We start from the raw sequence: 6722 nt of genomic DNA on the forward strand, positions 1-6722 counted from the left end.
TTCGGTCGCGCAGAAGTGGCTCCTCTTCACAAAGTGCCGCCGAAGACTTGCAGTCTTCTCTGGCACTTTGCTCCAGAGGTCCACTTCTACCCGCGCTCCCTCACACCCTTCGTTAACTATTGATTTGGTTGAGGATGAGTTGGTTCATCCATATTCTTACTTGTTTGCGGGCGTTGGGGTAGTCTGCTTCTTCTATAGCACGGATGAATTCGGGATAGACGTCCGAGGTTTCGTTCCGTTCTTTTGTGAAATTACGTTGGTCTGCTTTGACATTTTTTAAATAAAGTTCATGCAAGGTGGCAATAGTACTTAAGCCAATTTGACGGAAGTAAGAGTTGGAATGATAGAAGGCTAAAAAGCGAAAGAGCTTGAACTCTGCCGCATAATAAGTTGCATCATCTTCCGACTCTCGTCCTCGTTCCATTTCTTCAACTATCTCATGCAATTCTTCCTTGTCTACATGAATATCCTTATTTTGCATGTGTTGGAATAAGTGCATAGCCATCAGCTCAACAAACTGTAGCCGCTCGACAATAGCCGTTGAAGTTAAAGAAGATTTGATTACAACCGCTCCCTTATAAGGTTCAATCTTAACATAACCTTCTTCTTCAAGTTGGGCCATTGCACGACGTACAGGCGTCCGGCTCATCCCTAACTTGTTGGCGATTTCAACTTCCTTCAAGTGGGTATCAGGCAACAAAATATTATTATCTATACGTTCTTTAAGATACTCATAAGCAGTATCTTTATAGCTTTGCGTCTTGGCCACCAAATTCCCCTCCAATCGACTGTTAGTTGATTTTAACTTACTTTTAATATAGCACAAAGAATTAAAAATGCAAAGTTTAAAATATTATATTTTTATCTAGCTTATCATATTTTGTTAAACCATAGCTTTCGATGATTTCAATTAATTTTTCTGCATAGTGAGGATCTGTTGCATAACCTGCTTCCTGCAAGGCGTAAGCCGCTGTCTTGTAATCTTCAGCTTGACGCACCGGCAGATAGAGGTCTGGATTCCAATCGGTTCCCTCCTGCATCAAACGCCCATGGTCAGTTACCGCTGCCTTCCAAGAGGGGTAGACCTTAAAGGGGGCCTCCACCGTCTCATAACCAGCCGCCGTATATTCCTGGGTAGGCAAGTGGACCGCCCGCTCACTCCCATAAGCCTTCCGCCCAAAAAGGTTATTATAGTCGCGGGCGAGCTGGCTACGGCCAAAGTCCGATTCGATGGCTGCTTGAGCTACCACCAAGCTGGGGAGAACGCCGGATTCCTTGGCATTGGCGGCCGCATAGTGCCCAATCTCATCCAAAAATTCCTCTGTCGTCTGATCTTCCTCATGACTCTCTAATCTTATAGATGGCCAAATTAGGAGCCCTAGCGCAAAGACAAAAAGCGCTCCAAGGAGGATTTTCTGCCTCCGCGAGCGAGCTGGCTGCTTACCTAATTTAAATTTTTTTAAGCGAGACTTTTTGCGCTTTGCCATAGCATTCCTCCTCTCCTTCTATTTTACACAATTGAACAAGAAAAAGAAACTTTGGTCGCCGGCCCATCAAGCAAAAAACTGCACCCTTTGCCCAGGCAGACTGCCTGCAAGGATGCAGTGAATGGAAGGCTTCCTAGCCCCCCAGATAGGCTTTTTGGACTTCTTCTGAATCTAAGAGTTCGCTGCCGCGACCTTCTGCCGTAATCCGACCGACTTCAAGCACATAAGCATAGTCTGAGATTTCTAAGGCAGACTTGGCATTCTGTTCAATCAAGAGCACCGTTGTCCCTTCTTCTTTGTGGATCTTTTGAATGATCTCAAAGATTTGTTGGATAATAATTGGCGCAAGCCCCATGGAGGGTTCATCGAGTAAGAGTAACCTTGGCTTGGCCATCAGAGCTCGGGCCATAGCTAGCATCTGCTGTTCCCCACCGGAAAGGGTCGCCGCATCTTGGTTCAAGCGCTCCTTTAGAATGGGGAAGAACTCAAACATATGTTCAATATCTTCAATGATTTGTAAACGGTCGGTCCGTGAATAAGCGCCCATCAAGAGGTTTTCATAGACGGTCATCTTAGGGAAGACATGACGGCCTTCTGGAACCTGAGAAATCCCATTGCGGACGATTTGGATGGTCGACATCTTCTGTAGGGGCTTACCTTCAAATAAGATTTCCCCTGTCGTGGGCCGCAAGAGACCTGAAATGGTCTTGAGGGTCGTCGTCTTACCCGCCCCATTCGAACCAATCAAGGAAACAATCTGTCCTTCTTCAACTTTGAGGTCAATTCCTTTGAGAGCCTCAATCATGCCGTATGAGACATGGATATCTCGGATATCTAACATTTTAATCGACACCTCCTAGGTATGCTTTAATCACGCGGTCATCCGACTGAATTTCTTCTGGGTTCCCTTCTGCAATTACCTTGCCGTATTCTAGAACATAAATGCGTTCACAGATATTCATAACCAAGGACATGTCATGCTCAATCAAGACTACCGTAATCCCCAATTCATCCTTGATGCGGTGGATTAATTCGGTTAATTCTGCCGTTTCACGCGGATTCATCCCGGCAGCTGGTTCATCCAAGAAGAGTAACTTCGGTTCAGTTGCCAAGGCCCGCACAATTTCCAAACGCCGCTGCTGTCCATAAGCGAGGTTCTTAGCCTTCTCATTCGCCAGATCTTCTAGGTTAAAGACTTCGAGCAGTTCGATGGCCCGGCGGTAGAGCTGGTTGCGGTTCCGGTAGTAAGCGGGTAAACGCAAGACACTAGTCAAGAAGCCAGCCCCATGTTCTGTATGGAGGGCAATCAGTACATTCTCTAAAACCGTTAGATTGGCAAAGAGTCGAATATTCTGGAAGGTCCGGCCGATACCTGCCTGGTTAATCTTCTCAGGTTTCGCTCCGGAAATATCTTGGCCAGCAAATTCAATATTGCCGCTGGTCGGTTCGTAAACCCCAGTAATCAAGTTAAAGAGTGTGGTCTTCCCAGCCCCGTTTGGACCAATCAAACCAATCAGTTCATTACTTTCGATTTCTAAATTGACATCGGAGACAGCCGTCAAACCACCAAATGTTTTGGTCAATTGATTTACTTTTAGCAAAGTCATCTTAATCCTCCTTTTTCAATTTAGAATATTGTTTCTTCTGTTTAAAGAAAGGTGAAAAGCGCAGTTCAAATTCTCCCATCAGGCCAGATGGTTTAAAGATCATAATGGCAATGATGGCTAGGGCATAAACAATCATCCGCAACTGACCGTAAGGCGCTAGGATAACGTTCAATAGCTCTAAGAGAATAGCTGCTGCAAAGCTCCCGGTAATCGAACCAATTCCCCCGAAAACAACAATAATCAAGATATCAATAGATTTTTGGAAGGTAAATTGGCCCGGTGTAATCACACCAAAGTAAGAAGCATAGAGAGTTCCAGCGATGCTTGCAGTCAAAGCCCCTAAAACAAAGGCAATGGTCTTATAGCGAGTTGTCTGTAGGCCGACTGATTCCGCGGCAATCTCATCTTCACGGACAGCAATCATCGCCCGGCCCGGACTGGAGTGGATAAAGTTCACAATAATCAAAGTCGTAATGACAACAAAGACATAGAGGGTAATCCAGTTAACATTTTGTGGGATCCCAGCAATCCCGGCTGCCCCATTGGTAATCTCGAGGTTCATAATAGTAATCCGGATAATCTCTGCAATCCCCAAGGTAGCAATGGCCAAGTAGTCGCCACGCAGGCGTAAGGTTGGAATCCCAACCACTAGAGCGAGGACAAAAGTAATCACGAGGCCTAGGCCCATCCCCAGGAACATCCCTTGGACACCTGGGATAGCCTTGGAAACCAGGGCGGCACTGTAAGCCCCGATAGCCATAAAGCCAGCGTGTCCCAAGGAGAATTGGCCGGCATAGCCGACAATCAAGTTCAACCCCACCGCAAGAATAATATTAATACCAATCTTCATCAGGATATTCTGTGTAAAGGCAGTGACTTGTCCCGTCCAATAAGAGGCTAAGATAAAGGCAAAGACCCCCACAATAAGACCTATCCATGACAGACTCGACTTGGTAAAGAAATTTTTAGCCCAACTGTTCGTTCTCATAAAACCACCTACACTTTCTCTTTAACTGTCTTACCAAAGATTCCGGTTGGTTTCATCAGTAAGATAACAATTAATACGCCATAAACCACGGCATCCTTCCAGGTAGATAAGCCGATCATAGAGACCATGGTTTCAATACAGCCGATCAAAAGGCCGCCTACCATGGCACCTGGAATCGAGCCAATCCCACCAAGCACCGCCGCAACGAATGCCTTGATCCCTGGGGTAAGCCCCATCAGTGGTGAAATAGAGTTATAGTAAATCCCAACTAAGACCCCACCAGCACCAGCCAAGGCAGAACCCAAGGCGAAGGTAAAGGAAATCACATGGTCGACATTAATCCCCATCAAACGAGCAGCTGTTTCATCAACGGAAACCGCCCGCATGGCCTGGCCCATTTTGGTTTTTTGAACGGTAAACTGGAGGCCTGCCATCAGGATAATAGTAACGATTAAAATTAAAAGCTGTTGCGTACTCACGGCGACAGAGCCAATCTGTAAACTGTAGTTGGGCAAGTTAGTCGGGAAAGCCCGCACTTCAGGCCCCACCAAATAAATCATGACATTCTGTAAGAGATAAGAAACACCAATTGCGGTAATCAAGGCTGAAATCCGAGCTTGACCGCGCAGGGGCTTATAAGCCAGGCGTTCCACAATTACCCCTAGAATTGCTGTAAAAATCATGGCAATTAGGATACTTGGCAAGACTCCGAGCCCTGTCTGTGTTACCAAGCTAAAGCCAACGAAAGCCCCCACCATATAAATATCCCCGTGGGCAAAGTTAATGAGCCCAATAATGCCGTATACCATGGTATAGCCCAAAGCCATCAGAGCGTAGATGCTCCCGAGCGATACCCCATTAATTAATTGTTGAAAGAAATTAGCCACTTTGATCCGTCCTCCTTTTATAACTGATCAGCTTAAGACCACCCGCTCTCAAAGAGAGAAGACAGGCACCTGCAAAAAACAAACCTTTTTGCCCTGCTTACGCATAGGAACCTGTCCACTTGGTCTCATGAACTTGTCTATTCTGGATCAATCGCTGTTGAATCAACGACCTTTCCATCCTTAGCCTCTAGGATAAAGGCTGTCTTCACTGTATTATGCTTGTCGTCAATTGAGAAGGTCCCTGTAATTCCTTCAAAATCCTTGGTTTCTTCAAGAGCTTGACGCACATCTTCCCGCTTGTCTGAACCAGCACGCTCCATGGCGTCAAAGGCAAGGTAAGCGGCATCGTAAGCCAGGGCCGCGAACATATCAGGCTCTGTCCCATACTTGGCCTTGTAATTGTTCATGAAGTCCTTAGTCCGCTGAGGCGAATTCTCGTCGGCAACGAAGTGGGCCGCATAGTAAATATCCGTAAAATTCTTCTTACCGGCCAAGTTTACAATTTCCTCATTACCAAAACCATCAGGGCCTAAAATCGCTGCTTGAATGCCCATTTCCCGGGCCTGCTTAATCAAGGGACCCGCTTCTTCATAGTAACCCGCCACGAAGATCACATCCGCATTTTGGCGCTTCACATTGGTCAAGATGGCGCTAAAATCCGTCTCCTTGGTCACATAACTTTCATCCGCTACAATTTCACCCTTATAGGTATTTTTGAATTCATCGGCTAAGTTTTGCCCATAATCTGATCCATTATCTTTAATAATTGCTGCTTTTTGGAAGCCTTTTTGGTTAGCGAAGGCTCCTAAGGCGGCCCCTTGGAAAGAGTCTTGGAAGCAGGTCCGGAAGACTTCTGGCAGGGTCTTGCCATTGTTATCGAGGGTGATGGTATCCCCCGTCGCAGTCGGAGTAATCATTGGGGTTTGGCTCTGCAAGGAAATTGGAATCTGAGCCTCAACACTCCCCGTCGTTGCCGGCCCTAATAGAACAGCAACATCTTCTAAGTCGACCAGGCGGGCAGCCCCCGTGGTCACTTCTTCTGGAGCTGACTTATTATCATACTCTTCATATTCGATTTGTTTGCCGTTGACCCCACCTTGAGCATTTTTCTCATCGATGGCTAGTTTAATGGCGTTATTTTGAACAATCCCGTAGGCCGATACCCCACCTGATAATTCCAGGTTTCCTCCAATTTTGATGGTGTCGTATTCTTCTTGCTCACCACTGGCTGGTTGGGTTGCTCGACTGGAGCAGGCTCCCAGCGTCAGGGCACTCATCATTAGTAAAACAAATTTTTTGATTGACATGCCTGAACCTCCTTGTTTTTTTGCTATGAGATATAGTTTAGAATTTTCAGACAATTAAGTCAAGCTTTTTTTAAGAAATCAATCAGAATTTTATCATCTTTCTTATTTTTTCAATAGAATGTTTCTATTAAAAATAAAAAAGCAGCTGCTAACAGCTACTTTTTTATTTATCTACTTATTAGTAATCGTGACGGGTAATTAAAGCTGTATTTCAATACAGATTATTTCTGAGCAGGAGTGAAGCTTTGAATTTGATCGTTAGCCATGAACGAGCAAGCGATGTGAATTAGGGATAGTCGGCGTTTAGCCTTACTAGCCCTTTGAAGCTCGCTAGGCGAGAAGAAGGTAGCAACGCTGCTAGCGCAGCCTTGAACTTCATCTCTAAGTCGCTCTGCTCCAAGAGCTGAAGCTACTCGAGCCGGTGCTGCTTTAGCCGTAGGAGCAAA

At 45.8% G+C, this 6722-nt stretch carries 8 protein-coding genes; all 8 read right to left on the reverse strand.

Annotated features, from left to right (window positions below; genetic code table 11):
- Positions 1-112: 112 nt before the first annotated feature.
- Complete coding sequence (locus HMPREF3090_RS08145) at positions 113-769, reverse strand: GntR family transcriptional regulator (protein WP_067974756.1); 657 nt, start codon at positions 767-769, stop codon at positions 113-115.
- Between the two features lie 76 nt (positions 770-845).
- The gene (locus tag HMPREF3090_RS08150) at positions 846-1487 is read right to left on the reverse strand and encodes a glycoside hydrolase family 73 protein (RefSeq protein ID WP_083272436.1); all 642 of its coding nucleotides are present in this window, start codon (positions 1485-1487) and stop codon (positions 846-848) included.
- Positions 1488-1620: 133 nt separating this feature from the next.
- Positions 1621-2328: an ABC transporter ATP-binding protein gene (locus HMPREF3090_RS08155; protein WP_067974749.1), complete on the reverse strand. Its 708-nt coding sequence runs from the start codon at positions 2326-2328 to the stop codon at positions 1621-1623.
- A gap of 1 nt (position 2329) precedes the next feature.
- Positions 2330-3094 carry an ABC transporter ATP-binding protein gene (locus HMPREF3090_RS08160; protein ID WP_067974746.1) on the reverse strand — a complete coding sequence of 255 codons (765 nt, stop codon included), beginning with the start codon at positions 3092-3094 and terminating at the stop codon, positions 2330-2332.
- Position 3095: 1 nt separating this feature from the next.
- On the reverse strand, positions 3096-4082 hold the full coding sequence (locus HMPREF3090_RS08165; RefSeq protein ID WP_067974743.1) for a branched-chain amino acid ABC transporter permease: 987 nt from the start codon (positions 4080-4082) through the stop codon (positions 3096-3098).
- 8 nt (positions 4083-4090) lie between these two features.
- Positions 4091-4969, reverse strand: a complete 879-nt coding sequence (locus HMPREF3090_RS08170) for a branched-chain amino acid ABC transporter permease (RefSeq protein WP_083272437.1) — start codon at positions 4967-4969, stop codon at positions 4091-4093.
- Positions 4970-5106: 137 nt separating this feature from the next.
- Positions 5107-6276, reverse strand: a complete 1170-nt coding sequence (locus HMPREF3090_RS08175) for an ABC transporter substrate-binding protein (RefSeq protein WP_067974740.1) — start codon at positions 6274-6276, stop codon at positions 5107-5109.
- A gap of 221 nt (positions 6277-6497) precedes the next feature.
- Positions 6498-6722, reverse strand: a 225-nt coding sequence (locus HMPREF3090_RS09930; RefSeq protein WP_210382195.1) for a hypothetical protein, incomplete at its 5' end; no start/stop codon positions are given.

Source organism: Aerococcus sp. HMSC23C02 (genome assembly GCF_001806805.1).
Classification (GTDB): domain Bacteria; phylum Bacillota; class Bacilli; order Lactobacillales; family Aerococcaceae; genus Aerococcus; species Aerococcus sanguinicola.